The organism is Mesorhizobium sp. LSJC280B00 (genome assembly GCF_000502835.1).
In the GTDB taxonomy this organism is placed as follows: domain Bacteria; phylum Pseudomonadota; class Alphaproteobacteria; order Rhizobiales; family Rhizobiaceae; genus Mesorhizobium.
Map to the genome: position 1 here is coordinate 20,294 of NZ_AYVL01000016.1, position 22,020 is coordinate 42,313.

At 62.8% G+C, this 22,020-nt stretch carries 26 protein-coding genes and 1 pseudogene; 17 read left to right on the top strand and 10 right to left on the bottom strand.

The genetic code is table 11. The annotated features are described in order from the left end of the window. Positions 1–7: 7 nt before the first annotated feature. Positions 8–655 carry a thiamine phosphate synthase gene (locus tag X773_RS60370; protein WP_023678012.1) on the top strand — a complete coding sequence of 216 codons (648 nt, stop codon included), beginning with the start codon at positions 8–10 and terminating at the stop codon, positions 653–655. A gap of 1 nt (position 656) precedes the next feature. Then, the gene (locus X773_RS60375) at positions 657–1,688 is read left to right on the top strand and encodes a tetratricopeptide repeat protein (RefSeq protein WP_023678013.1); all 1,032 of its coding nucleotides are present in this window, start codon (positions 657–659) and stop codon (positions 1,686–1,688) included. A 42-nt stretch (positions 1,689–1,730) separates the two neighbouring features. Here the strand turns inward: X773_RS60375 and X773_RS60380 are convergent, their stop codons facing one another. Then, entirely contained in the window at positions 1,731–2,747 is a 1,017-nt protein-coding gene (locus X773_RS60380) for an NAD(P)-dependent alcohol dehydrogenase (RefSeq protein ID WP_023678014.1), read from the bottom strand. A 113-nt stretch (positions 2,748–2,860) separates the two neighbouring features. On the opposite strand from X773_RS60380, the gene X773_RS73720 reads away from it, so the two are divergent. The 7 genes from X773_RS73720 (at position 2,861) to X773_RS60410 (ending at position 8,949) form a co-directional block, all read left to right on the top strand. Then, positions 2,861–3,718, top strand: coding sequence for a LysR family transcriptional regulator (locus X773_RS73720; RefSeq protein WP_198023577.1), 858 nt, complete (start codon positions 2,861–2,863; stop codon positions 3,716–3,718). Between the two features lie 138 nt (positions 3,719–3,856). Continuing rightward, positions 3,857–4,423 carry an elongation factor P gene (gene efp / locus X773_RS60385; RefSeq protein ID WP_023678016.1) on the top strand — a complete coding sequence of 189 codons (567 nt, stop codon included), beginning with the start codon at positions 3,857–3,859 and terminating at the stop codon, positions 4,421–4,423. A gap of 81 nt (positions 4,424–4,504) precedes the next feature. Further along, positions 4,505–5,305: an inositol monophosphatase family protein gene (locus tag X773_RS60390; RefSeq protein ID WP_023678017.1), complete on the top strand. Its 801-nt coding sequence runs from the start codon at positions 4,505–4,507 to the stop codon at positions 5,303–5,305. Positions 5,306–5,404: 99 nt separating this feature from the next. Next, positions 5,405–6,112, top strand: a complete 708-nt coding sequence (locus X773_RS60395) for a hemolysin III family protein (RefSeq protein WP_023678018.1) — start codon at positions 5,405–5,407, stop codon at positions 6,110–6,112. Between the two features lie 115 nt (positions 6,113–6,227). Beyond that, positions 6,228–7,253 (top strand): MotA/TolQ/ExbB proton channel family protein, encoded by a 1,026-nt coding sequence (locus X773_RS60400; protein ID WP_023678019.1) that lies wholly within the window; start codon positions 6,228–6,230, stop codon positions 7,251–7,253. A gap of 1 nt (position 7,254) precedes the next feature. Further along, positions 7,255–8,286 carry a peptidoglycan -binding protein gene (locus X773_RS60405; RefSeq protein WP_023678020.1) on the top strand — a complete coding sequence of 344 codons (1,032 nt, stop codon included), beginning with the start codon at positions 7,255–7,257 and terminating at the stop codon, positions 8,284–8,286. Positions 8,287–8,550: 264 nt separating this feature from the next. Further along, on the top strand, positions 8,551–8,949 hold the full coding sequence (locus tag X773_RS60410) for a hypothetical protein (protein ID WP_023678021.1): 399 nt from the start codon (positions 8,551–8,553) through the stop codon (positions 8,947–8,949). Positions 8,950–9,028: 79 nt separating this feature from the next. On the opposite strand, the pseudogene X773_RS60415 reads toward X773_RS60410, so the two are convergent. Both X773_RS60415 and X773_RS79060 read right to left on the bottom strand, forming a co-directional pair. Beyond that, positions 9,029–9,286, bottom strand: a pseudogene (locus X773_RS60415) (DUF1304 family protein); the annotation flags it as partial. A 15-nt stretch (positions 9,287–9,301) separates the two neighbouring features. After that, positions 9,302–9,424 (bottom strand): hypothetical protein, encoded by a 123-nt coding sequence (locus X773_RS79060; protein WP_280952106.1) that lies wholly within the window; start codon positions 9,422–9,424, stop codon positions 9,302–9,304. Between the two features lie 134 nt (positions 9,425–9,558). Here X773_RS79060 and X773_RS60420 point away from each other — a divergent pair, with 134 nt between their 5' ends. Next, positions 9,559–10,860, top strand: coding sequence for a carboxypeptidase M32 (locus X773_RS60420; protein WP_023678022.1), 1,302 nt, complete (start codon positions 9,559–9,561; stop codon positions 10,858–10,860). 206 nt (positions 10,861–11,066) lie between these two features. Beyond that, complete coding sequence (locus X773_RS60425; protein ID WP_023678023.1) at positions 11,067–13,094, top strand: DUF3857 domain-containing protein; 2,028 nt, start codon at positions 11,067–11,069, stop codon at positions 13,092–13,094. Between the two features lie 118 nt (positions 13,095–13,212). Here the strand turns inward: X773_RS60425 and X773_RS60430 are convergent, their stop codons facing one another. Further along, entirely contained in the window at positions 13,213–15,015 is a 1,803-nt protein-coding gene (locus X773_RS60430; protein ID WP_023678024.1) for an ABC transporter transmembrane domain-containing protein, read from the bottom strand. Between the two features lie 204 nt (positions 15,016–15,219). Between X773_RS60430 and rpmE the strand changes: the two genes are divergently transcribed. After that, positions 15,220–15,441 (top strand): 50S ribosomal protein L31, encoded by a 222-nt coding sequence (rpmE, locus tag X773_RS60435; RefSeq protein WP_006327661.1) that lies wholly within the window; start codon positions 15,220–15,222, stop codon positions 15,439–15,441. 68 nt (positions 15,442–15,509) lie between these two features. Here the strand turns inward: rpmE and X773_RS60440 are convergent, their stop codons facing one another. Further along, positions 15,510–16,151 carry a TetR/AcrR family transcriptional regulator gene (locus X773_RS60440; RefSeq protein ID WP_023678025.1) on the bottom strand — a complete coding sequence of 214 codons (642 nt, stop codon included), beginning with the start codon at positions 16,149–16,151 and terminating at the stop codon, positions 15,510–15,512. A 131-nt stretch (positions 16,152–16,282) separates the two neighbouring features. On the opposite strand from X773_RS60440, the gene X773_RS60445 reads away from it, so the two are divergent. After that, positions 16,283–16,762, top strand: coding sequence for a DUF1772 domain-containing protein (locus X773_RS60445; RefSeq protein WP_023678026.1), 480 nt, complete (start codon positions 16,283–16,285; stop codon positions 16,760–16,762). Positions 16,763–16,788: 26 nt separating this feature from the next. Here X773_RS60445 and X773_RS60450 read toward each other — a convergent pair whose 3' ends face one another. The 3 genes from X773_RS60450 to X773_RS60460 form a co-directional block, all read right to left on the bottom strand. After that, complete coding sequence (locus X773_RS60450) at positions 16,789–17,100, bottom strand: SelT/SelW/SelH family protein (RefSeq protein WP_023678027.1); 312 nt, start codon at positions 17,098–17,100, stop codon at positions 16,789–16,791. Then, positions 17,097–17,846, bottom strand: coding sequence for a YebC/PmpR family DNA-binding transcriptional regulator (locus X773_RS60455; protein WP_023678028.1), 750 nt, complete (start codon positions 17,844–17,846; stop codon positions 17,097–17,099). Before X773_RS60455 ends, X773_RS60450 begins: the two co-directional genes overlap by 4 nt. 237 nt (positions 17,847–18,083) lie before the next feature. Then, on the bottom strand, positions 18,084–18,407 hold the full coding sequence (locus X773_RS60460) for a helix-turn-helix domain-containing protein (RefSeq protein ID WP_023678030.1): 324 nt from the start codon (positions 18,405–18,407) through the stop codon (positions 18,084–18,086). Between the two features lie 51 nt (positions 18,408–18,458). Here X773_RS60460 and X773_RS60465 point away from each other — a divergent pair, with 51 nt between their 5' ends. From X773_RS60465 to X773_RS60480, 4 genes are read left to right on the top strand one after another with little or no spacing between them, the layout of a single operon-like run. Continuing rightward, a complete protein-coding gene (locus tag X773_RS60465) occupies positions 18,459–18,941 on the top strand; it encodes an SRPBCC domain-containing protein (RefSeq protein WP_023678031.1) in 483 nt (160 codons plus the stop codon). A gap of 28 nt (positions 18,942–18,969) precedes the next feature. Continuing rightward, a complete protein-coding gene (locus X773_RS60470; protein WP_023678032.1) occupies positions 18,970–19,362 on the top strand; it encodes a VOC family protein in 393 nt (130 codons plus the stop codon). 55 nt (positions 19,363–19,417) lie between these two features. After that, positions 19,418–19,780 carry a glyoxalase/bleomycin resistance/dioxygenase family protein gene (locus X773_RS60475; protein WP_023678033.1) on the top strand — a complete coding sequence of 121 codons (363 nt, stop codon included), beginning with the start codon at positions 19,418–19,420 and terminating at the stop codon, positions 19,778–19,780. Between the two features lie 30 nt (positions 19,781–19,810). Then, positions 19,811–20,278: an SRPBCC family protein gene (locus X773_RS60480; RefSeq protein ID WP_023678034.1), complete on the top strand. Its 468-nt coding sequence runs from the start codon at positions 19,811–19,813 to the stop codon at positions 20,276–20,278. A 21-nt stretch (positions 20,279–20,299) separates the two neighbouring features. Here the strand turns inward: X773_RS60480 and X773_RS60485 are convergent, their stop codons facing one another. Both X773_RS60485 and X773_RS60490 read right to left on the bottom strand, forming a co-directional pair. Then, positions 20,300–21,064, bottom strand: a complete 765-nt coding sequence (locus tag X773_RS60485) for a TerC family protein (RefSeq protein WP_023678035.1) — start codon at positions 21,062–21,064, stop codon at positions 20,300–20,302. 70 nt (positions 21,065–21,134) lie between these two features. Continuing rightward, positions 21,135–21,959, bottom strand: a complete 825-nt coding sequence (locus X773_RS60490) for a YmdB family metallophosphoesterase (protein ID WP_023678036.1) — start codon at positions 21,957–21,959, stop codon at positions 21,135–21,137. Positions 21,960–22,020: the final 61 nt, after the last annotated feature.

A 22,020-nucleotide genomic window follows, 5' to 3' on the forward strand; every position in this document is an offset into this window, starting at 1 on the left:
AACACCAATGAATGACGCAACGCCGCCCAACCGCTGCCGTATCGTGCTGATCGCGCCGCCGAACGTGCCGGCCGAGCGCATCGCCGCGGCCTTCGACGGCGGTGACGTCGCCTCGCTTATCCTGCCGGAAAACGGTATGGACGAGGCCTCTTTCCAAGCCTTTGCCGAGCAGATCGTGCCGGTGGCGCAAGCGGCCGGCATTGCCGTCATCATTGCCGGCGACACCCGCATCGCCGGCCGCGTCCAGGCCGACGGCATCCATGTCGAGGTCGGCAAGGACGAGCTCGCCGAAACGATCGAACACTTCCAGGCCAGGATGATGGTCGGCACCGGCGGCGCCAAGACCCGCGACGATGCGCTGGAACTCGGCGAGGTCAGGCCTGATTACATTTTCTTCGGCCGTTTCGGTTACGACAACAAGCCTGAGCCGCACCCCCGCAACCTGTCGCTCGGGCAATGGTGGGCGGACGTCATCCATATCCCCTGCATCGTCATGGCCGGATCGGATCTTGCCTCGGTGGAAGCGGTCGCCGCCACCGGCGCTGAATTCGTGGCGCTATCCAGCGCCGTTTTCGCCGACGGCGTCGATCCGAAGATGGCGGTCGCCGCCGCCAACGCGCTGCTCGACGAAACCGCGCCGCGCTTCGAGGACTGACGTGCTCTCGCGGAAAATCCTTTTCAGCGCCTTTCTTGCAACGGCCGTGACGCAGGCGATAGCGGCGGAACCCGTTCCGCTGCCGCAGCCCAGGCCGGATTCCAGCGAACCTGCCGACAAGCCCATCGCCGCACAATTGCCGCAGCCCGCCACCACCGCCCCGTTGCCGTCGGCCGATACCATCAACCCCGACCGCTTCGGCGCAAAGCCGTCCGACGCTGCCTACGGCGCCTTTCAGCGCGGGCTCTACAAGACGGCCTACAACCTTGCGCTTTCGCGCGCTCAAAACGGCGATCCGGCGGCACAGACGCTGGTGGCCGAGATATTGTCGCGCGGCCTCGGCGTGCCGGTCGACGCGGCAGGGGCGGCGAAGTGGTATGCGCTTGCCGCCGAGCAGGGCGTGCCGGAATCGCAATTCCAGTATGCGCTGATGCTGCTCGACGGCCGCTACGTCAAAAAGGACGAGAAGGAAGCCTATGCGCTGATGCAGGCCGCCGCCGAGGCCGGCAACCGCCTGGCGCAGTTCAATTTTGCGCAGCTGATGGTCGAACAGGAGCCCGGCGATGCCGGTATTGCCAAAGCCGTGTCCTATTACGAGCGCGCTGCCGCGACCGGGCTTGCCGACGCACAATATGCGATGGCACAGGTCTACGCCAATGGCGCCGGCGGCAAGCCGCGCGACGATGTCCGCGCCCGCGGCCTGCTGGCACAGGCCGCGCGGCAGAACTACGACACGGCACAGATCGATCTCGCAACCTGGATGATCGAGGGGCGCGGCGGCGCCCGCGACCTGAAATCCGGCTTCAACTGGATGAAGCAGGCCGCCGAGGGCGGCAATGTCGCCGCCCAGAACCGTCTCGCCAAGCTCTACATGAACGGCATCGGCACCGACCCGGATCTGATCCTCGCCGGCGCCTGGTATGTTGTCGCCCGCCGCGCCGGGCTCATCGACCAAGAGATGGACGATTTCCTGCAGGGCCTGACCGACGAGCAGACGCAGCAGGCGCTGCAACGGGCCAACCGCCTGCCCTGACCGCGGTCTCGCGACTCATTGCACCAGGCTCATCAGGCGGACTCATTGCGTATGATCGAGCACGACCTTGCCGAAGGGAGAGCCGTGTTCAAGGTACCGAAAGGCTTCGGCGGCCCGGCTCCATGGCACGACCCGGTCGATCACCGGTCTCAACCGGTTGACGACAATGGCGCGGTTCATCGCCTCGAAGGATTCGCGTGAGCCCACCGGTATGCCTCGCGCCCGGACCTGCCGGCGGAAGATGTCGAGCGGGTTGATGGCGCCGTCACTGCCGCCGAGATAGCCGATGACGTTGATCTGGGCGCCGCGCGCCGCTGCCCTCAGCGATTGTGCAAAACTCTGCGGTCCGCCAACCTCGATGATATGGTCGGCGCCGCGGCCATCCGTTAATCCCAGCACGGCCGATGCCCAATCGGGGACGCTGCGATAGTTCACGCCATCCTGCGCGCCAAGTTGCTTTGCCCGCGCAAGCTTCTCGTCGCTGCTCGACGTCACGATGACGCGCGCCCCGGCAGCGGCGGCGAACTGCACCGCAAACAGCGAAACGCCGCCGGTGCCGAGGCAAAGCACGGTGTCGCCGGGTTTGACGCTGCCCTCCGTAAACAGCGCGTGCCATGCCGTCACGCCGGCGCATGGCAGCGTCGCCGCTTCGAGGTCGCTCAGATTGGCCGGCGCCAGCACCGCCGCCTGTTCGTCGAGCCGGGCAAATTCGCTGAGCAGCCCGTCGATCGGGCCGCCACGTTGATAGGATGGCTCGGCCATGGCGAAACTGCCGCCGACCCAGCGCTGCCAGAACGTGCCGCAGACCCGGTCGCCGATCTTGAACCGGCTGACCTCGGCGCCGATGGCAACGACTTCGCCGACGCCGTCCGACAGCGGCACCAGCGGCAATGCAAACTTCGTGTGATAGCTGCCGCGAACGATCTCGGCATCGCGGTAGTTCAGCGCCGTCGCCTTGACCTTCACAATCATCTCCTGGCGCCCTGGCTCAGGCATCGGCCGCTCGACCATTCTGAGGTTCTCGAGGCCGCCCGGGCTCTGCAATTCGATCGCCTTCATCGTCGTTCCTTTCCAGCTGGGGTCCTGCCGGAAGAAAATCGCTTGCCATCCATCGGATTTCAAATTCATAATGTTCAGGATAATTATGCTTCTATGACATGTTCGGGTGTGTCGTGCTTGAAGAACTGAAAACACTGGCCCTCTTTGCCGAGGAGGGTTCGATTCAGAAGGTGGCGCAACGCCTGCCATTGACGCAGCCGGCCGTCACCCGCCAGATCCAGCGGCTGGAGGAGATGCTCGGCACGGAATTGCTCGACCGCCGGCTAAAGCCGTCGCGACTGACCCCGGCCGGCGTAGAGGTGCTGGCACGCGGCAAGGAAATTCTCGCCGCCGTCGCCGCGCTGAGATCATTCGCCAAGGGCGACGAGCCGGAGGGCCTGCTGCGGCTCGGCCTCGCGCATGGACTTTGCGACAAAGCCGTGGCCGCCGCCATTGGTGATGCCGTGGCCCGGTTTCCGAAGGTCTCGCTGCGTCTGAAGAGCGGCTGGAGCCTTGAGTTGGCCGACCAGCACAAGCGCGGACAGCTTGACCTCGCCGTCATCCTGGACGGCAGCAATTCCAAAGCTGGCGACGGCGTTGTCGGAACCGAGGCCCTCGGCGTCATCGCTGCCGAAAGCACTGTCCGGCAAGCCGACGTCAAGACCATGCCCTGGATCCTCAGCCCTGAGCCTTGCGACGCGCGCCGGCGGCTGACGGCTGCCCTTGCTGAGGGCGGGAACAGATTGACTGTCGGCGCCGAGATTCAGGACAGCGCGCTGCAGATCGACTGGGTTCGTCGAGGCCAAGGCCTTGGCCTGCTGCCCAGGCGGCTGCTGCGGGAAAAGCTGCCGCAGGGCATTGCCCTGGTCGACGCTCCCGGCCTCGAGCTGTCGCTGCGAATTGTCGTCCTGCGTTCGCCGCACCTGCATCTTTTGAGAGAGGTCGCCGACGCAGTGACCGAGGCCGTCACCGCGACTGTCAGGACGGACTGAGGCCGCCACGCCGCGCTGCCGGGCCAGCTTCGTTCCCGCTTCATCGGAAGGCGCTCCTTGCCTCTGCTGGCGATTTGTGGTCTTGGAGGCGCCAAATTGCCCTTTGCGGCGATCATCTCATTTCCGGATCACCTCACCATGGCCAAGATCAATGGCAACGAAATCCGTCCCGGCAACGTCATCGAGCACGATGGCGGCCTTTGGGTGGCGGTCAGGACCAACACCGTCAAGCCCGGCAAGGGCGGCGCCTACAACCAGGTCGAACTCAAGAACCTGATCAACGGCACCAAGCTCAACGAGCGCTTCCGTTCGGCCGAGACGGTCGAGCAGATCCGGCTCGATCTGAAGGATTTTTCTTTCCTCTACGAGCAGGGGGACGCGCTGGTGTTCATGGACACCGAAAGCTACGAGCAGCTCGAATTGCAAAAGGAGTTCGTCGGCGATCGCGCCGCCTTCCTGCAGGACGGCATGATGGTGACGGTCCAGCTCTATGACGAAAGGCCGATCGGCATTTCGCTGCCCGACCAGGTGACGCTGACCATCACCGAGGCCGACCCGGTGGTGAGGGGCCAGACGGCAGCCTCGTCCTACAAGCCGGCGATACTCGAAAACGGCATCCGCGTGCTGGTGCCGCCGTTCATCGGCTCGGGCGAGCGCATCATCGTCGATACCAACGAAATCACTTACGTGCGCCGCGCCGACTAAGGCGTGATCCCAAAGAGTTGCAGACTTTTTGGATAAGATGATGCGTCAAGGCAAATAGGCGCAGCGACAGGAAGAACAGCAATGGCGCGTTCCGCGATCCTCAATGTCATGGTCCAGGCCGCAATGAAGGCCGGCCGCTCGCTGTCGCGTGACTTCGGCGAAGTGCAGAACCTGCAGGTCTCGATGAAGGGGCCGGGCGACTATGTCAGCCAGGCCGACCGCAAGGCCGAAGACATCGTCTTTGCCGAACTCTCCAAGGCGCGGCCCGGCTACGCCTTCCTGATGGAGGAACGCGGCGTGATCGAGGGCGACGACGGCCAGCACCGCTGGATCGTCGACCCGCTCGACGGCACCACCAATTTCCTGCACGGCATTCCGCTCTTTGCCGTTTCGATCGCGCTGGAGCGCCAGGGCCAGATCGTCGCCGGCGTCGTCTACAATCCGGCGATGGATGAGCTCTATACCGCCGAGCGCGGCGGCGGCGCTTTCATGAACGACCGCCGGCTGCGCGTCGCCGGCCGCACCAAGCTGGTCGATGCGGTGATCGGCTGCGGCATGCCGCATCTCGGGCGTGGCCAGCACGGCAATTTCCTCATCGAGTTGCGCAATGTCATGGCCGAGGTCTCTGGCGTCCGCCGTCTCGGCTCCGCCTCGCTCGATCTCGCCTACGTCGCCGCCGGCCGCATGGACGGGTTCTGGGAAACCGGCCTGTCGGCCTGGGATGTCGCCGCCGGCATTTTGCTGATCCGCGAGGCGGGCGGTTTCGTCTCCGATTTCGCCGGGGGACAGGATGTGCTGAACGCCGGTTCACTGGTCGCCGGCAACGAACTCATCCAGCGCGCGCTGTTGAAGACTATCAAAAGGCCACTCTCAGCCGGCTGATACAGGCACGCCGCGCTGAACCGCCGCAGTCGCAAAACCGCAACCAAAGCTTGAAATACTGTCCCGCGGCCGCCCAGATAAGGTGGCGCAGGATCATCGATGACGAACAGCCGGCCCCAACCCCAGAGCGAACTCTCCCAGCTCGACATTCCCTTTATGGGGCGCTGGCATTACTCGCGCGCCGAGATCATCGCCGACGGCATTGTCCACGCCGTGGGCATCGTGCTGGCGATCGCTGCCGGCTCGACGCTGCTGGCACTGGCCGCCTATCGAACCGGCCCCGGCGAATACGTTGCCGCCGCCTTCTATGTAGTCTCGCTGCTCACCGTGCTGTCGGTTTCGCTGGCCTACAATGTCTGGCCGGTGTCGTCGCCGGCAAAATGGATATTGCGGCGCTTCGACCATGCCGCGATCTATCTGCTGATCGCTGCCACCTACACGCCTTTCCTGGCCCAGCTCGGCGGCTCGCCGCTGGCCGTTTCCATGATCGTCCTGGTCTGGACCGCCGCGGCGGTCGGCATCGCCATCAAGGTCTTTCTTCCCGGCCGTTTCGACCGGCTGGCGATCGTCTTCTACCTGGCCATCGGCTGGAGCGGTATCGTTCTGGTGGAGCCGCTCGTGCGGACGCTGCCGGCGACATCGATCGCGCTCATCGTTGCCGGCGGCATCGTCTACTCCTGTGGCGTGATCTTCTTCGCCTGGAAGGGCCTGCGCTTCCACAATGCGCTGTGGCATGGCTTTGTCGTCACCGGCGCCGGCCTGCATCTGGCCGCCATGGTCGACTGCCTGGTCATCAACCGGCTTTGACCTCCGGTCGCGGACAGTGGCAATATTGCCAAGCGCCATTCAATTTCGTCACAATTCCGTTTAGAGTCGCAAACACAAATTGATCGGCGGCGACGGCATCGGAAACGGGGCACGGATGACTCTTCTCAGATCCTTCGGCATGGGCAGGCGCTCCGACGTTCTGATCTACGACCCGCACAAATTGTCGAGCCCGCAGGTGTTTCTGCTGACCATGGTGATCTTTCTGTTCATCGTGGCCTTCATCGCCGCCATCCTGACCCGCCAGATCTCGACCGCCTTCGTCACCAATCCCGGCCTCAACGGCCTGATCATCGGCGTGCTGGCGGTCGGCATCCTGCTGGCCTTCGTCCAGGTCGGCCGGCTGTTCCGCGAGGTGCGCTGGGTCAACTCGTTCCGCGCCGGTTCCGAAACCACCGAACCGGTGTTGCTGGCGCCGATGAAGGCGATGATCGGCCGCTCCTCGACGATTGCTTTCTCGACCAGTTCGATGCGCACCATGCTGGATTCGATCGCCACCCGCCTCGACGAAAGCCGCGACACGTCGCGCTACCTTGTCGGACTGCTGGTGTTCCTCGGCCTGCTCGGCACCTTCTGGGGCCTGCTCAACACGATCGGCTCGATCCGCGAAACCATCGAGTCGCTCGATCCCGGCACCGGCGATGCCGCGGCCGTGCTCGAATCCCTGAAGCAGGGGCTTTCCGCTCCGTTGGCCGGCATGGGCACCGCCTTCTCGTCCTCGCTGTTCGGCCTCTCCGGCTCGCTGGTGCTCGGCTTCCTCGACCTGCAGGCCGGCCGCGCCCAGACGCGCTTCTATACCGAACTCGAAAACTGGCTGTCCTCGGTCACCGACCTGTCCTCCGACATCGTCGTTGCCGACGCGGCCAAGACCGAACCCTCCGAGGAAATCCGGCTGTTGTCGGAAAAGCTGCGCACTCTGCAGGAGAATGGCGGCGGCTCCAATCCGCGCGTCGCCACCGCCATGGCCAATCTCGCCGACGGCATTTCCGGCCTGGTCAAGAACATGCGCTCGGAACAGCAGATCATGCGCGACTGGGTCGAGGCCCAGTCCGACGAGCAGAAGGCGATGCGCAACACCCTGGAGAAGATCGCCGACGCCTTGAAGAAGCCTGGAGTGCATTGACGTGGCGTTGGCACGAGGCCGGCGCTCCGACCGCCGCATCGATTACTGGCCGGGCTTCGTCGATGCGCTGTCGACGCTGCTGTTGGCGATCATGTTCCTGCTCACGGTTTTCGTGCTGGCGCAGTTCCTGCTCGGCCGCGAGATCTCCGGCAAGGACACGGTGCTCAACCGCCTCAATTCGCAGATCAACGAGTTGACCCAGCTTCTGGCGCTGGAACGCTCGACGACGCAGGACAAGGAGGACACCCTTGCCAATTTGCAGGCGTCGCTGTCCGCGTCGGAGGCGGAAAAGAGCCGGCTCGAGCAATTGCTGGCGCAAGGCGCTGGTGCCGGCGATGCCGCCAACCAGCGCGCGACGGCACTTTCCGGCGAGCTCGACAGCCAGCGCCAGATCAGCCAGCAGGCGCTGAGCCAGGTCGAGATCCTCAACCAGCAGATTTCGGCGCTGCGCAGGCAGATCGCAGCGCTCGAACAAGCGCTCGACGTGTCCGAAACGCGCGACCGCGAATCCAACACCAAGATCGCCGATCTCGGCCGCCGCCTCAACGTCGCACTGGCGCAACGCGTGCAGGAGCTAAACCGCTACCGCTCCGATTTCTTCGGCCGCTTACGTGAAATTCTTGCCGACCGCGAGAACATCCGCATCGTCGGCGACCGCTTCGTCTTCCAGTCGGAAGTGCTTTTCCCGACCGGCTCCGAGGTGATCAACGATGCCGGCAAGGTCGAGATGAAGAAGCTCGCCGATGCCATCATCGAATTGCAAAAGGAAATCCCGCCGGAGATCAACTGGGTGCTGCGCGTCGACGGCCACACCGACAACAAGCCGCTCTCCGGTACCGGCCGCTACCGCGACAATTGGGAATTATCGACGGCGCGCTCGACATCGGTGGTCAAGTTCCTGATCGAGAACGGCGTGCCGGCCAACCGGCTGGTCGCGGCCGGCTTCGGCGAATTCCAGCCGCTCGACCCCGCCGATACCGAAGAGGCGCGCAACAAGAACCGCCGCATCGAGTTGAAGCTGACCGAGCGGTGATCTGCAGGCCTTTGGCTTGTATCATGCGCCAGGTCGGGCCGGCTCAAGTCGGCGGCATTTAGGGCACTGGTGCGGCAGCGGCAAGCGCTGAAAAAATTACCTTTTTTTAATTACACTTTGCCGCCATGGCCTTTTAGCCTTGGTCATGGGCCGAGAACCGCCGGCGGTGGAACCGCTCATCGCGACGCGACGGAACCTGACGGCCCGCGGCCGGAAGGCAAGACCCTCCCAACCACCGCCTTCCCCAGTAAAGGAGACGCAACCATGCGCTTCTTCGCTCCCACGAATCTCAGGACTGCTACGCTCGCCACACTTCTCCTCGCCGTTCCGTTTGCTGGCGCTCACGCCGGCCCGCGTGCGACGGCCCTGATCAATCAGATCCAGAGTGTGGAGACGGGTATCCAGGGCGCCATCCGGGCGAACAAGCTCGACCCGGGCGAGGCACGTGACTTGCGCACGCAGGTCGCTCAACTCGATCGGGCCGCCCAGAGGGCCGCACGCGATGGAACGATGCCGGGCACGCAATATCAGCAGTTGCTGGCGCAGCTCGACGATGTCAGCCAAAAGCTGCGCGCTGACACCGGCAGTGCCTTCCTCATCGGCAACGGCGCCGATGGCGGATACTATCCCAACGGCTACGGCCCAACTTATCCAGGCGGCTGAAATCGGCCGCAGTGCCCGGCACTGTGGCAATGGATTTTGCGCATGATCCTTTTCCAGCTTTCGGTTCGGGGATCATGCGCTAGCCCAACGCCAGTGCAATCAGCGCCAGCACTGCCGGCACTGTCTCGATGAACAGGATTTTACGGCCCGCCGTCGCTGCCGTAAAGGCCGGCGACGGCGACGCAGAGCAGGAAGAAGACTTTGAACTGGAAACCGGCTTCGCCGAGGTAAAGCCCCAGATCAGGCCGGCTGCGAGAAAGCCGTTGTAAAGCCCCTGATTGGCCGCGAGCACTTTCGAGGCACTGGCGAATTCCGGCGTCAGCCTGAATACCATATGGCCGCGCGGCGTGTCCTACAGCACCATCTCAAGATAGACGATGCAGAGGTGGATCACGGCCACCAGCCCGACCAGCACATTGGCGATCATGTTTCGTCTCCGCATCGCGGTCTGCCGCCGCCGGACGACATTGATCACGCACGCCACCGCTTCCACAAGATGCTTTTCGGCCGTTGCAGCCGGCAGTCAATGCGTCGATCGCGGACGGCTTCGGGGTTGCCAACACTTTTGCATTGGTATCTTTTCCCGCCGTCAAATCAGCGGAACCCACAATGTCCTTTCAAAAACTCGACGACCTCGGCCACAAGCTCGAAGCGCTGGAACACGCCCTCGCCATCCTCGGCGCCGACGAGGCGACCCATATGGCGGTCGGCGGCGGCGAGAAGCGCGCAGAGGCAATGTCGGCGCTTGCCGGCATGCACCATGCCCGGGCGGCTGCGCCGGAGATTGCCGACTGGATCGCGGCGGCCGAGCAGGAGGCGCTGAACGAAGAGCAGCAGGCCGCGGTCAGAGAATTCCGCCGGCAATACACCAACCTGACCTGCCTGCCGGTCGAGTTCGTCGAGCGCCAGACGACCGCGCGCATGCGCTCCGAGCAGCTCTGGCGCGACCTGCGCGCCAAGAACGACTGGGCCGGCTTCCTGCCGGCGCTGGAAGGCNGGCTGGCGAAACATCCGCTGAAGCCGCTTTCCGGCAGATACCCCTTGGACAAGCAGCGCGAGCTTGGCCTCGCCATGATGGCGGCGGTCGGCTTCGACCTCACCCACGGCTCGCTGTCGGTTTCGCACCATCCCTTCTGCGGCGGCGTGCCGAGCGACGTGCGCATCACCACCCGCTACAAGACCTCGGATTTCCTGTCGGCGCTGATGGGCGTGCTGCACGAGACCGGCCATGCGCTGTACGAGCAGAACCTGCCGAAGGCGTGGGCGCACTGGCCTCTGGGCAGAGCGCGCGGCATGGCGGTGCATGAAAGCCAGAGCCTGTTCGTCGAAAAGCAGATCGGCCGCAATCCAGAATTCTGGCGCTGGGCACTGCCGGTGGTCGAAAGACACCTCGGCGAGAGCTGGACGATCGACGACATCCTGCCGCATGTACACCGGGTCGAGCGCGGCCTGATCCGCGTCGATGCCGACGAGGTCACCTATCCGCTGCACGTCATTCTGCGCTACGAGCTGGAGCAGGAGCTTGTCTCGGGACGGCTGGAAGCAGCCGACCTGCCCGAAGCCTGGGATGCCAAGATGCGCGATTATCTCGGCCTGTCGACATCAGACAATCCGGCTGACGGTCCGATGCAGGACGTCCACTGGCCGGGTGCCGCCTTCGGCTATTTCCCCTCCTACACGCTGGGCGCCATGATGGCGGCGCAGCAATGGGCGGCGCTGACCAGGGATCATCCTTCAGCCGACGAAGACCTCGCCAAGGGAGATTTCGCCGCGATCAACGACTGGCGCCGCAAAAGGATCTGGTCGCAAGGCTCGCGCTGGTCGACACCGGAACTGCTCGAACGCGCTACCGGCGAAAAGCTCGATGCCGCACATTTCACTGACCATCTGAAGAAGCGGTACGGGAACTGAGCCGCTTCGTCTATTCCAGGTTCTTGCCGCGGTGACTGCAGAAATCCGCGAAACTGGCCTTTACTTTGGTGGGAAAGCCTCTGAAAAAGGAGTTCTTCCAAGTTGGGCGAGCGTAGATGTCTGTCTGTTACAGTTTTCATAGGATGAAGTCTTTCTGGCCCCGCTTGGTATTTTTCATCTTATTGATCGGCCTGAGTTCTCCGGCCATGTCCGACGACATGGTTCTCAAGGGTCCGGCAGAAAGCTGGGTAAAGCAGCTTGATATTCCGGCTGCCGATCCCACCCGATCGGATCAAATCAAGAATGGCGTTTCATGGCTGCTCTCGGACGACCAGATCAAGCATCGCGCCGGCGGCTATGTCGAGTACTCGCGCACCGTCTATAAAATCGTCGACCGTCCCGGCCTGGATCGTGGCGCGAGTATCGATCTGCAGTTCGATCCGTCCCGGCACAAGGTCACGCTCAACCATCTTCACATCATCCGCGATGGCGCCGTTCTGGACCGGCTGGAAGGCGTCGAATTCGACATCTTCCGCAGGGAAAGAGACGCCGAGAAGGGTGTCTTCGACGGCTGGCTGACAGCACATGTCAACATCGATGATGTGCGCACCGGCGACATCGTCGATTACGGGTCGACCTACGAAGTAACACCGCTGGTCGGCAAGGACCTTTTCTTCAAGAATTTCTCCACCGAATGGGAAGAGCCGGTAGCGCTTATCCGCACAAGCATCATTTGGCCTTCGGGCCAGCCGCTCCAGATCAAGACAAGGGGAACGCGACTTAAGCCCTCAATCTCCCCGACTGGGCCGGACACCACCTATCTATGGGAAATTCCAAACCCGAAACCGGTCAATGTCGAGGACAACCTGCCCGTGACCTATCCAGGCTGGGGCTCCATCGATGTCGCGTCTACCGCGAATTGGCAAAGTGTGGTCGATGCCGTTGCGCCCTATTACAAGCCAGCGACCGTTTTTCCCCCGGCTTTTGCCGCAAAGCTCGACGACATCGCTCTGCGGCATCCGGTGCCCGAAGACCGGATGGTCGAGGCAATGCGGTTGGTGCAGGACCAGATCCGCTATGTAAGCCTGTCGATGGGTGCCGGTTCCTACGTTCCGCGTGATCCCGCGACGGTTATCCTGAGCGGGTTCGGTGACTGCAAGGACAAGGCCCTGCTGCTGGTTTCGTCGCTTGTGCGGCTTGGCATTGCTGCCGAGGTCGCCTTGGCCGATCTCGACGAGGGACGGGCCCTGGACCAGCATCTGCCGGCGCTCCGCGATTTCGACCATGCCATCGTCAAGGCAAGGATCGGAGCAAAGACATATTGGCTGGACGCCACGAACTATCTTCAGGGCGGCAGGGCGCACAATCTCGCACAGCCGGACTACGGCTTCGCGCTGCCGCTTTCCAGCACCGGCGGGTTGGAGAAGATGCCGAGCCCTGTGCTTACCAGCCCGTCGATCCAGATCGCCGAGGAATTCGACTTTCCGCGGAAACCGGGCGATCCCCTCGTGCTGACGGTCTTCTCGACATATGAGGACGCCGATGCCGATTGGATGCGCGGCAATTTCGCCAGCCGGTCGCTGAGCGAGGTGTCGGACGCCTACCTGAAATACTACAACAAGCAATATCCAGGCATCCAAACCATCGCCAAGCCGGAAATCGTGGATCGCCGCGACGGCAACATAGTGAGCGTGAAGGAAAGTTATCGCTTGCCGGCGGAGGCGCTGACGGCCAACGATCTGGCAAAGAATTTCCCGATCCGCGCGGCCGATCTCGGCAACAACTCTCTTCCAACCCCGACAATCGTCGACCGAACCGGGCCCGTCTCCCTCGGCCCCCAGTTCTACCGCCGCCACAAGGTGACCGTGCGCAACCTCAAGGCGAGGTTTTCCGGCGAGTCGATGAAAAACGTCGTGACGCCCTATCTGTCTCTCAAGGCATCCTGGTCCAACACGCCCACCGAATTGCAAGTTGAATGGAACTTTCAGACGCTGGCGACTGAAGTACCGGCCAAGGCGATTGCCGATTATCTGAAAACCGTCGATGACCTCGCAGACCAGGTTCGCTGGCAGTACGATTTTACCTATGAAGAGCCGCCTGCCGATGTGCAGCTCAGCGATCCGGCAAAGGAGCAGCGACAGACCGTCGCCAGCATGCTTTTGTTGTCGTTGCTTGTCGGTGTTCCCCTGTTCATCGCCTATCGACGCGGCAAACGCCGAGCTTTCGGTAGCTGAAGAATCTCGGCCGCCGCTGGGCACCATGATCCCGAAAAGTGGACGCCGGTTTTCGGAAAAGATCATGGTCAAACAAGAAGATGGAGCCTCATCCCGATTTCATCGGGATGGAGCGATGCTACTCGGCCGCGCCCCTGAAAGCATTCGCCCCGGTATCGAACTGCAGCTTGGCCAGCCGCGCATAGATGCCGCCCTTGGCGACCAGACTCTGATGCGTGCCTTCCTCGACAATGCGGCCGCCATCCATGACCAGGATGCGATCGGCCATCAGCACGGTTGCCAGCCGATGGGCGATGACGATCGTGGTGCGGCCCTTCATCAGCCGGTCCAGCGCCGTCTGCACCAGCGTCTCGCTTTCGGCATCTAGCGCCGAGGTCGCCTCGTCGAGCAGCAGGATGGGCGCATCGCGCAGAATCGCGCGGGCGATCGCCACGCGCTGGCGCTGGCCGCCCGACAGCGTCACGCCGCGCTCGCCGACCTGGCTGTCATAGCCCTTTTCGAGTTTCAGGATGAACTCGTCGGCAAGCGCGTCCTTCGCCGCCGCCTCGATCTCGGCCTGGCTGGCGCCAGGCCGGCCAAAGCCGATATTGTCGCGCGCGCTTGCGGCAAAGATGGTGACGTCCTGCGGCACGATGGCGATGCGCGCGCGGATCGCGGCCGGATCGGCCTCGCGCAGATCGACCCCGTCGATGACGATTCCGCCGGACTCCGGATCGTAGAAGCGCAGAAGCAGCGAAAACACGGTGCTCTTGCCGGCGCCCGAGGGTCCGACGATCGCCACCGTCTCGCCGGGTTTGACCTGAAAGCTCAGGCCATGGACGGCGGCGCGGTCGGGCCGGGCCGGATAGGAGAAGGAGACATCGTCGAAGCTGATCGCACCTCTCGCCTTTGCCGGCAGCGGCTTCGGATCGGCGGGCGCCTGGATCGCGGGTTTCTCGGCCAGGATCTCGGTCAGCCGTTCGGCAGCGCCCGCTGCCTGGGACAGTTCGCCCCAGACCTCCGACAGGGCGCCGAGCGCGCCGGCGGCGAACACCGAATAGAGCAGGAATTGACCAAGCGTGCCCGGCGACAGCGTGCCGTCGAGCACGTCGCGCGAACCGAACCACAGCACCGCCACGACTGACGAAAAGATCATGAAGATGGCGAAGAAGGTGAGAAACGAGCGGGCAAAGATCGAGGCCCGCGCCGCTTCGAACGCTGCTTCCACGGCGGACGAAAAATACCTGGTTACAAGCTTCTCGTTGGTGAAGGCCTGCAGGGTGCGCACCGCGCCGATCTGCTCGCTGGCATAGGCGGTGGCATTGGCCAGCGTATCCTGCGCCAGCCGTGACTTGCGCCGCACCGAGCGGCCGAAGGCGACCAGCGGCAGCACGATTAGCGGAATGGCCGCGATGACCAGGCCGGACAGTTTTGGGCTGGTGAAGACCATCATCGCCACGGCGCCAAGGCCGAGGATGACGTTGCGCAAAGCCACCGAGGCGGTGGCACCGACGGCCGATTTGATCTGTGTCGTGTCGGCAGCGAGCCGCGAGACGATCTCGCCCGACAGGGCCGTGTCGAAGAAGGAGGGCGACAGCGTGGTGACGTGGGCAAAGACATCGCGGCGGATATCGGCAACGACGCGCTCGCCGAGCGTGATGACGAAATAGTAGCGGCTGGCCGATGCCGCCGCCAGAACGGCGGCCATCACCACCAGCATGGCGAAATATTCGGCAATGAAGCTGGAATCGGAAGCGGAAAAACCGTGGTCGATCATCCGCCGCACGGCCAGCGGCAGCGCCAGCGTCGTCGCCGCCGCGACGGCCAGTGAGACGATCGCGCCGATGACCATTTTGCGGTAATGGGTGATGTAGGGAAACAGGCGCTGCAGCGGCTTCAGCGAGCGCCTGCGCTCGTCTGCATCGCCGCTGATGTTCGCCATGACCGTTTCCTTTGGCCCTTTGAGGCTTGCGCCATCAATATGCGCTTGCCGCGGCCTTGTGATTCAATTCCGGCTGATGTATAGGCTCGCCGACCGTTTTAGAAGCCGTGGCTCCTCAATAGCTGCGGCTTCGAGTTTTAAAAAGGGGCGCATCGACGCAGGCTTCAGCCCGTCGGCAGCACCCGGCAAGCCAGGAACAGACCCATGAAGACCGATATCCATCCCGACTACCACACCATCAAGGTCGTCATGACCGACGGCACCGAATACATGACCCGTTCGACCTGGGGCAAGGAAGGCGATACGATGAACCTCGATATCGACCCGACCACCCATCCGGCCTGGACTGGCGGCCAGCAGACCCTGCTCGACCGCGGTGGCCGCCTGTCGAAGTTCAAGAAGCGTTTCGAAGGTTTCGGCCTTTAAGCGCACTGGCGTTTCGCAGATCGAGAAACCCGCCTTCGTGGCGGGTTTTTTATTGCGAAAATACGGCCCTATTCGCCGACCAGCTCGCGCAGCGCCATCCGCTTGTAGGCGGCAACCAGCCTGTCGCCCTCTTGCCGCCCGACCGAGATCGCCAGCCGCATTGCGGCCTCGCCCATCTGCCAGATGAGAAACGCCGTCGTTTCCAGCGCTTCCGGATCGGCGGACGGCCGCAGCCGCTTCAGCACCGCAGTGAGGAATTCGGCGTTGGCCCGGCTGTCGGCGAGCTCGAGTTCGCGCAAGGCCTTGTCGGCCTGCGTGCCCGACCAGATGTCGCGCATCACCGGCTCAGCCAGGAACATTCCGTAGTAGATATCCACCAGTTCCGAAAATGCCCGGCGCAGGCCTTCGGCGTCATTGACCTCGGCTAGCGCTGCCGCAATGCAGGCCTGGCTTTCGGCGGTGTAGCGTTCGGCCAGCGCCCAGATGATCGCCCTCTTGTCGGGGAAGAACTGGTAGAGCGAGCCGATCGACACGCCGGCCCTCTCGGCCACCTCGCCCATGCGCATGGCGTCGCTGCCTTGCTCGGCGATCAGCGCCGAGGCGGCAGCCAGCATGCGCTCGACCCGCTCGCGGCTGCGCTGCTGGCTCGGCGCCCGGCGCGGCGATGCGGCCTGCTCGTTGCGGGAACCCGGTGCAGCGGTGCCTTCCATGACTGTCTCCAGAAAAATGGCTTGACTGACAAAATACGAGGGTTTATCACGTTTTGCAAATGTGAGGATAATTCATATTTTTAGACGACGCACCAATCGAACTGCTCGAATCTGAAACCGGAGCAACTGACATGATCATGAAACTGCTTCCCACCCTCACCTTCGTCGCTGCCATTGGCTCAGGCGTTGTCGGCGGCGTTTTCTTCGCCTTCTCCAACTTTATCATGCCGGCGCTCGCCCGCTTGCCTGCCGCAGGCGGCATCGCCGCCATGAATTCGATCAACATCACCGTGATCACGCCGACATTCATGACCGCACTTTTCGGCACCGGGCTGGTCTGTCTTGTCCTCGCCGCCGGCGCTCTTATCGGCTGGAGCCAGCCGGGTTCGTTCTGGCTTCTCGCCGGCGCCCTGATCTATGTCGTCGGCAATCCGATCGTGACGATGATGTTCAACGTGCCGCTCAACAACGCCCTGGCTGCGGTCGATCCGGCAAGCGCCAAGGGCGCCGCCGTGTGGGCCACCTATCTCAAGGACTGGGTGATGTGGAACCACGTCCGCACCATCACCGCCATCGTGGCGCTGGGCTGCTTCATCTTCGCGTGGCGGTGAATGCAGGACGGAAGTGTAAAAGGCCTTCAGGCAGGATCTTTTGACTTATCGCCCTTGCGGTCGGCATGGCCGAGATCGCGATCCGGATCGATGACATCGCGAACCAGTTGCTTGAGCTTTGCGGCGTCGGGAAAACCGCCATCACGCTTGCGGTCCCAGACCAGCGTGTCATTGCAGGAAATGGTGAAGATGCCACCGGTGCCGGGCACCAGCGTCACCTCGCCGAGATCGGTACCGAAGGTGGACAGCAGCTCCTGCGCCATCCAGCCGGCCCTGAGCAGCCACAGGCACTGGGTGCAATAGGTGATGCGGACTGTGGGCAGCGCGTGTTGGGTCATGCCGCGCTGAGCTTCGCCAAGGTCTCCTCGTCGACCTCGAAATTGGCGTAGACGCTCTGCACGTCGTCGTCGTCCTCAAGCGTCGCAACCAGCTTCATCAGCGATTGTGCCCGCTCCTCGTCGACCGCGATATTGGTCTGCGGCTTCCAGATCGGCTTCACCGATTCAGCCTCGCCGAGCGCGCCTTCCAGCGCCTTCGACACTTCGCCGAGATTCTCGAAAGCGCAGTAGATCGTGTGGCCTTCCTCGTCCGACTGGACGTCGTCGGCACCGGCCTCGATCGCCGCGTCCATCACCTTCTCGGCGCTGCCGGCCGATGCCGGATAGTAGATCTCGCCGACGCGGTCCCACATGAACGATACCGAGCCGGTCTCGCCCATCGCCCCGCCCGCCTTGGTGAAGGCAGCGCGCACATTCGACGCCGAGCGGTTGCGGTTGTCGGTCAGCGCCTCGACGATCAGCGCGACGCCGCCTGGCCCGTAACCCTCGTAGCGCACGGCTTCGTAGGTCTCGGCATCGCCCATCGACGCCTTGTTGATGGCGCGCTGGATATTGTCCTTCGGCATCGACACCGCCTTGGCGTTCTGCACCGCAAGGCGCAGGCGCGGGTTCATCGATGGATCGGGCGTGCCGCTCTTGGCGGCGACGGTGATTTCGCGCGCCAGCTTGGAAAACATCTTCGACCGCACCGCATCCTGGCGGCCCTTGCGGTGCATGATGTTCTTGAACTGTGAATGGCCAGCCATGGCACCCCTGTCATCTTCTCGGCTAGAGCATCTGCCGCCTGGTGAACCACCCGGCATCTTGCAAAATGCTCGAATTCAAAATTTCAGAACGTCCTGCTGCGTCCCTGACGGACGGACGGCGCTCGCTGTCGGAATGGCCGGCTTATAGATAAATCGGCTCAATTCGTCCAGCCGCGCCATTGCTGCCGGCACGCAAGGCTTTCAAGATCCGAAAATCGGCAGGCTTCGGCAAACCTTTCATCCCTCAAGATCGGATTTCAGCCGGTCGAGGATGCTGATCGCGTGCGTGGCATATTGACTGATCCAGCGGTCGTGGATGTGCTTGATCGGCAGCGCGTTGAGATGGTTCCAGCGTTCGCGCCCCTCGCGCCGCGCCACGACCAGGTCGGCCTCCTCCAGCACCTTCAGGTGCAGCATGACCGTGCAGCGGTCCATGTCGGGGAAGGCATCGCACAACATGCCGGTGGTCTGCGGCGCATCCTTCAGCCGGTCCAGCAACGCACGCCGGCGCGGATGCGCCAGCGCCTTGAAAACATTGTCGTCTCGCGATTGGCTTGACATGTTATGTTTCTATAACATATCCTTGAGCCATTCAAGGAAGGAGCTGTGGATATGTCTCTTGGATTCAGGGTTTCTGGCCGCATCGGCAAACCCGTCGCCGAAGTCTTCGATGCGGTCGTCAATCCGAAGAAACTTAGCGGCTACTTCACCACGATCGGCGGCGCCAGCGCACTGCTGGAGGCGGGCGCCACCGTCATCTGGTGGGGCAAGGTTCCCGTCGAGGTCGACGAGGTGAAGAAAGACAGCCGCATCGTGCTGCGCTGGGATGCCACCGACGCCGACGGCAAGCCAGCCTACAAGACCCGCATCGAGATGAATTTCGAGCCGCTCGACGATGGCGGCACCTTCGTCACCATCGCCGAAACCGGCTGGCACGAGAACGCGGTCGGCCTGAAGAAATCCTACCTCAATTGCGAGGGCTGGTCGCAGATGCTGGCCTGCATGAAGGCCTATGTCGAATACGGCATCAATCTGCGCGACGGCTATTACCGCAGCGAGATGAAGGGCGAGCCGGCCAACGAGAACAACATCTGAAAAGCCACCAAGATGACGGAGGCCTGCGATGAAGCAAGTGACGCCATTTCTGATGTTCGAGGGCAAGGCCGAAGAGGCAATGACCTTCTATTGCGAGACGATCCCCGACAGCAGCGTCCTTGACGTCACACGTTACGGCTCCGGCGAAGACGGCCCGGAAGGAACGGTCAAGCTGGCGCGCGTGTCCATAAGCGGTCTGGAAGTGATGGTCTACAACAGCCCCGTGCACCATGCCTTCACGTTCACGCCATCGGTCTCGCTGTATGTGAATTGCTCCACGGAGGCAGAGCTGAACGGCATTGTCGAGGCTCTGGCCAAGGACGGCAAATTTCTGATGGCGCTGGACAATTATGGTTTCAGCCGCCGGTTTGCATGGCTCAACGACAGGTTCGGAGTCTCCTGGCAAATCAATTTGGCATAGCGAGTTCTGGACCGAACCGGCCAATCGAACCTGAACACGGCAATGGAGTCAGCAAATGACCGCGAAGATCACCGGCGGCATCAACATCGCGATGAAAGTCCCGCCGCATCAATACCAGGCAACGATCGCCTTCTATCGCGACGTCATCGGCCTGAAGCCATTCACGGCCAAATCGCCGGCCGTCGGGTTCGAACTTGGTCCCAATCGGCTGTGGATCGACGAGGCGCCGATGATGAGCCAGGCCGAGATCTGGCTGGAACTGTTCACCGATGATTTTCCGGCCGCTGCGGAGCATCTCGCCGAGGCCGGCGTCGTGCGCTGCGATGCCATTGAGGCACTGGGCGAAGGCTTTCGCGGCGGCTGGATCACCAATCCGGCCAACATCATTCACCTCGTGCGCGAACCCGATGCCTGGTGAACAGGGCGGCGCCGTGGAAAGGAGGACGCTATGAAAATCCGTGAAACACCGACCGCCGAAGCCGGCATGCTGATAAGGCGGCCGGTCGCCGACGTATTCGAAGCCTTCGTCGATCCGGCGATCACGACGAAATTCTGGTTCACCCATGGCAGCGACAGGTTGGACAGCGGCAAGGAAATCAGTTGGGAATGGCGCATGTATGGCGTCTCGACGACGGTCAATGTCAGTGAGATCGTCGATAACAAGAAGATCGTCATGCAATGGAGCGATCCGCCGACCACGGTAGTGTGGACTTTCGCCGAGATGCCGGGCGGCACGACCTTTGTCGAGGTCCGCAATTTCGGCTTTGTCGGCAGCCCCGATGAGCAGGTCAAGCAGGCGATCGGCTCGACCGGCGGTTTTGCGCTGGTGCTCGCCGGCGCCAAGGCGTGGCTGGAGCAAGGCGTGATGCTCGGCCTGATCGGCGACCGCCATCCGAAGGGTGTGCCGGGGAATTAGGTCAGCCGCGGTGGGCCATCCTCAGTGCCCGCCGCCTTTTGCCTTCTTCCGCCGCCGCGCCAGCATGTTGAGCCCTTCGACCAGTGCCGAAAAGCCCATGGCGGCGTAGATGTAGCCTTTCGGCACGTGGTAACCCATGCCGTCGGCGATCAGCGTCATGCCGATCATCAGCAGGAAGCCGAGGGCCAGCATGACGATGCTGGGGTTCCTGGCGATAAAGTCGGCCAGCGGCCCGGCCGCCAGCATCATCACGCTCACCGCCACGATCACCGCGATGTACATGATCGCGATTTCGTCGGTCATGCCGACGGCGGTGATGATCGAGTCGATCGAGAAGACGAGGTCGAGCAGCAATATCTGGAAAATCGCGCCGGCCAGCGAAAGCTGCAGCGTCTCGCCCATCATGGTGTCCTGGTGATCATCGAGATCGACCGTGTGGTGGATCTCCTTGGTCGCCTTCCAGACGAGAAACAGGCCGCCGGCGATCAGGATCAGGTCGCGCCATGAAAAGCCGTGGCCGAAGGCGGTGAATATCGGCGTCGTCAGTTGGACGATGATTGAGATGGTGGCCAGTAGGATCAGCCGCATCACCAGCGCGGCCGAGATGCCGAGCCGCCGGGCGCGGGCCCGCTGCGCTACCGGCAATTTGTTGGTCAGGATCGAGATGAAGATCAGATTATCGATGCCGAGCACGACCTCCAGCACGATCAGCGTCAGCAGCGCGACCCATGCCGTCGGGTCGGAGACAAAGGCGAAATGCGGCGCCAGGAATTCGACTAGCTGCATGGAGGTCGTCCCCTCTACGATCTAGAGCAGTTTCGCCGGCAATTGGGTATTGCAAGCGTCTATATCAATGTCACGACCAGAAGGATGGAGCCGTTTCCTCCAGCCGCGGGCCGCGGCGAAACGGCGCGATCCGTTCGGTCAGGCCGCTACGGTCGGAAATGTCGACGCCGACGCCGCACAATGTCGCCGGTCCGGTCGACGCCTCGAAGCGGCCTTTCGGCACCTTGGACAAGAACCGGTTGAGCGGCTCCTCCTTGTCCATGCCGAGCGAGGAATCGTAATCGCCGCACATGCCGGCATCGGAAATATAACCGGTGCCGCCATTGAGGATCTGGTGATCGCCGGTCGGCTGATGCGTATGGGTGCCGACAACAAGGCTGGCACGGCCGTCGACGAAATGAGCGAAGCACATTTTTTCCGAGGTCGCCTCGGCATGGAAATCGATGACGATCGCATCGGCCTGCTCGCCAAGCGGGCAAGCGGCAAGTTCGCGCTCGCCGGCCTGGAACGGATCGTCGAGCTCGGGATGCATGAACACCCGGCCCATGATGTTGGCGACCAGCACGCGCGCGCCGTTCCTGGCGATGTAGACGCCTGAGCCGCGCCCCGGCGTACCCTTGGGGAAATTAGACGGACGCAGGAAGCGCTCTTCGCGCGGCGCGAAAATCAGCGCATCGCGCTGGTCCCAGACATGGTTGCCGGTGGTGACGACATCGGCGCCGGCCGAGATCGTCTCGCGAAAAATTTCCTCGGTGATGCCGAAGCCGCCGGCGGCGTTCTCGCCATTGACGATGACGAAGTCGAGCTTGAAATCCGAGATCAGGCCAGGCAGTTGTTCCCACACCGCCGTACGTCCTGTCTTGCCGACCATGTCGCCGAGAAAGAGAAGTCTCATATAAGCGTGATCCCGAACCGAAGGTCAGCGAAGCAACAAGCTGCATGACTTTCGGAAAAGA

What these genes read in the sequence shown, in the direction of transcription:
- X773_RS60380 (WP_023678014.1), bottom strand. Translation starts at nt 2,747, where the DNA reads ATGAAGGCGATCGAATTGCAGAGCCCGGGCGGCCTCGAGAACCTCAGA.
- rpmE (WP_006327661.1), top strand. Translation starts at nt 15,220, where the DNA reads ATGAAGACCGATATCCATCCCGACTACCACACCATCAAGGTCGTCATG.
- X773_RS60460 (WP_023678030.1), bottom strand. Translation starts at nt 18,407, where the DNA reads ATGTCAAGCCAATCGCGAGACGACAATGTTTTCAAGGCGCTGGCGCAT.
- X773_RS60395 (WP_023678018.1), top strand. Translation starts at nt 5,405, where the DNA reads ATGACGAACAGCCGGCCCCAACCCCAGAGCGAACTCTCCCAGCTCGAC.
- X773_RS60450 (WP_023678027.1), bottom strand. Translation starts at nt 17,100, where the DNA reads ATGACCCAACACGCGCTGCCCACAGTCCGCATCACCTATTGCACCCAG.
- X773_RS60440 (WP_023678025.1), bottom strand. Translation starts at nt 16,151, where the DNA reads ATGGAAGGCACCGCTGCACCGGGTTCCCGCAACGAGCAGGCCGCATCG.
- X773_RS60470 (WP_023678032.1), top strand. Translation starts at nt 18,970, where the DNA reads ATGAAGCAAGTGACGCCATTTCTGATGTTCGAGGGCAAGGCCGAAGAG.
- efp (WP_023678016.1), top strand. Translation starts at nt 3,857, where the DNA reads ATGGCCAAGATCAATGGCAACGAAATCCGTCCCGGCAACGTCATCGAG.
- X773_RS60480 (WP_023678034.1), top strand. Translation starts at nt 19,811, where the DNA reads ATGAAAATCCGTGAAACACCGACCGCCGAAGCCGGCATGCTGATAAGG.
- X773_RS60465 (WP_023678031.1), top strand. Translation starts at nt 18,459, where the DNA reads ATGTCTCTTGGATTCAGGGTTTCTGGCCGCATCGGCAAACCCGTCGCC.
- X773_RS60445 (WP_023678026.1), top strand. Translation starts at nt 16,283, where the DNA reads ATGATCATGAAACTGCTTCCCACCCTCACCTTCGTCGCTGCCATTGGC.
- X773_RS60485 (WP_023678035.1), bottom strand. Translation starts at nt 21,064, where the DNA reads ATGCAGCTAGTCGAATTCCTGGCGCCGCATTTCGCCTTTGTCTCCGAC.
- X773_RS60370 (WP_023678012.1), top strand. Translation starts at nt 8, where the DNA reads ATGAATGACGCAACGCCGCCCAACCGCTGCCGTATCGTGCTGATCGCG.
- X773_RS60425 (WP_023678023.1), top strand. Translation starts at nt 11,067, where the DNA reads ATGTCCGACGACATGGTTCTCAAGGGTCCGGCAGAAAGCTGGGTAAAG.
- X773_RS60475 (WP_023678033.1), top strand. Translation starts at nt 19,418, where the DNA reads ATGACCGCGAAGATCACCGGCGGCATCAACATCGCGATGAAAGTCCCG.
- X773_RS60410 (WP_023678021.1), top strand. Translation starts at nt 8,551, where the DNA reads ATGCGCTTCTTCGCTCCCACGAATCTCAGGACTGCTACGCTCGCCACA.
- X773_RS60430 (WP_023678024.1), bottom strand. Translation starts at nt 15,015, where the DNA reads ATGGCGAACATCAGCGGCGATGCAGACGAGCGCAGGCGCTCGCTGAAG.
- X773_RS60455 (WP_023678028.1), bottom strand. Translation starts at nt 17,846, where the DNA reads ATGGCTGGCCATTCACAGTTCAAGAACATCATGCACCGCAAGGGCCGC.
- X773_RS60400 (WP_023678019.1), top strand. Translation starts at nt 6,228, where the DNA reads ATGACTCTTCTCAGATCCTTCGGCATGGGCAGGCGCTCCGACGTTCTG.
- X773_RS60390 (WP_023678017.1), top strand. Translation starts at nt 4,505, where the DNA reads ATGGCGCGTTCCGCGATCCTCAATGTCATGGTCCAGGCCGCAATGAAG.
- X773_RS60490 (WP_023678036.1), bottom strand. Translation starts at nt 21,959, where the DNA reads ATGAGACTTCTCTTTCTCGGCGACATGGTCGGCAAGACAGGACGTACG.